Source organism: Gordonibacter pamelaeae 7-10-1-b, from assembly GCF_000210055.1.
In the GTDB taxonomy this organism is placed as follows: Bacteria; Actinomycetota; Coriobacteriia; order Coriobacteriales; family Eggerthellaceae; genus Gordonibacter; species Gordonibacter pamelaeae.
This window is the reverse complement of record NC_021021.1, coordinates 2633242-2634942: the sequence shown is the minus strand read 5'-3', so window position 1 is coordinate 2634942 and position 1701 is coordinate 2633242. Positions and strand designations below refer to the sequence as shown.

At 68.5% G+C, this 1701-nt stretch carries 3 protein-coding genes; all 3 read left to right on the top strand.

The features are described from left to right. Positions 1–851, top strand: an 851-nt coding sequence (locus GPA_RS12225) for a PhnE/PtxC family ABC transporter permease (protein ID WP_197533100.1), incomplete at its 5' end; no start/stop codon positions are given. Positions 852–931: 80 nt separating this feature from the next. Further along, positions 932–1381: a phosphonate C-P lyase system protein PhnG gene (phnG, locus tag GPA_RS12220; RefSeq protein ID WP_231847640.1), complete on the top strand. Its 450-nt coding sequence runs from the start codon at positions 932–934 to the stop codon at positions 1379–1381. Continuing rightward, positions 1378–1701: phosphonate C-P lyase system protein PhnH (locus GPA_RS12215; protein ID WP_041239580.1), on the top strand; the 324-nt coding region annotated here is incomplete at its 3' end. The genes phnG and GPA_RS12215, both read left to right, overlap by 4 nt.

Here is a 1701-nt window from a genome sequence, read left to right as displayed (position 1 = left end):
GTGCCGCGCCGATGCGGGCAAAGGGCGCGCGCCTGACCCGCTCGGGCAAGATCAAGGTGCGGGTGCCCAGCTCGTCGAACGTGGCGCTGGGCGCCGTGCTGGCCGTCTTGGCGGCTGTGACGGTGTTCGCGCTGGCCACGATGAACTACGGCAAGGTGGCGTTCCCTGCCGCGATGGCCGCCGCGGTGGACGACTTCCTCACTATGATGCTGCAGCCTGGTCTGGGCGGGCACTTCACGTTGCCCGACGTGGTGGAGGGCCTGTTCGTGTCGCTGGCCTTGGCGCTGCTGACCACGTTCATCGGGGCGGTGATCGCCTTCGTCCTGGGGCTTCTGGCCGCGTCCAACCTGTCGAACCGCGCCGCGAGCAACGCCATCAAGGTGTTCATGAGCGTGGCGCGTGCCGTGCCCACCATCCTGTGGGTGCTCGTGTTCAGCGTAGCCATCGGGCTGGGGCCGGAGGCGGCCGTGATCGGCCTGCTCTTCCACAGCGTGGCGTACCTGGTGAAGGCGTACTCGGAGAGCTTCGAGGAAGTGGACCCCGGCGTGATCGAGGCCCTGCGCGCCAGCGGCGCATCGTGGTGGCAGGTGGTGTTTCAAGGCGTCGTGCCCGAGAAGGTGAACGAGATGCTGTCGTGGACGTTCATCCGCTTCGAGATCAACTTCGTGAACGCCGTGGCCGTGGGCGCCGTGGCGGGCGCGGGCGGCATTGGCTACCAGCTGTTCTTGGCAGGAAGCTTCTACTACAACATCCACGAGGTGGGGCTGATCGTGTACCTGTGCTTGGCGGTGGCCGTGGTGCTGGAAGTCGTGGCCACGAAGCTGCGGAAGCGGTACTTGGTGCAGCGTTAGCTCTGCCCGGACGTGACAAGGGGACGGTTCTCTTGTCACGGCGAACTAGAGAAGTTGGTTTTGCGACGGAGAGGATTGTTGTGAGCTTGAGACGATACGAGCGGACGCGGGCGTTGGTGGACGGGGACCCGTCGCTGGCGCGCGAGATCGTGCGGGAGGTGGAGGACGAGCTGGGCGCGGAGGCGCTCAAGGTGCTCGAAGAGCCGCGCGAGGAGCTGGTGATGGTGCAGGTGCGCGAGACGGCGCAGGGCGGCTTGTTCTATCTGGGCGAGGCGCTCATGACGTCGTGCCGGGTGCGCGTCGGCTCGTCCGTGGGGCTGGGGCTCGTGCTGGGCGGCGATCGCTGCCGCGCCTACGAGCTGGCCGTGGTGGATGCGGCGTTTGCGGGAGAGGCGGGCACGCCGCGTGCGGAGTGCTGGGACGGGCGGCTGCGGCAGGAGCTCGCGCACATCGAGGAGCGCGAGGCAGCCGAGGCGCGTCGCGTCGCGATGACGAAGGTGGACTTTTCGACGATGAAGGTGGAGGCATGATGATCAGGGAAGACGCAGGGCTGCACCGGGCGCAGCGGGCGTTCCGCAGCGTGCTGGACGCGTTCGCCCGCCCGGGCACCGTGCACGTTGTGGATCCGGCGGCGAACAGCCCGGCGCGGCCGGTGGCGCTCGGCGCCTCCCTCGAGGCGGTCGTGCGGCTGTTCGTGGACCAGGCGGTGACGTTTTGCGTGGCAGACGCCGAGTCCGACGTGACGGCGGCGTATCTGACAGGCGAGACGCATGCGCGCCGGTTCCCCGTGCGCGAGGCTGACTTCGTGGTGGTGCCGGCGCGCGCGGACGCGCAGACGGCGGAAGAGGCT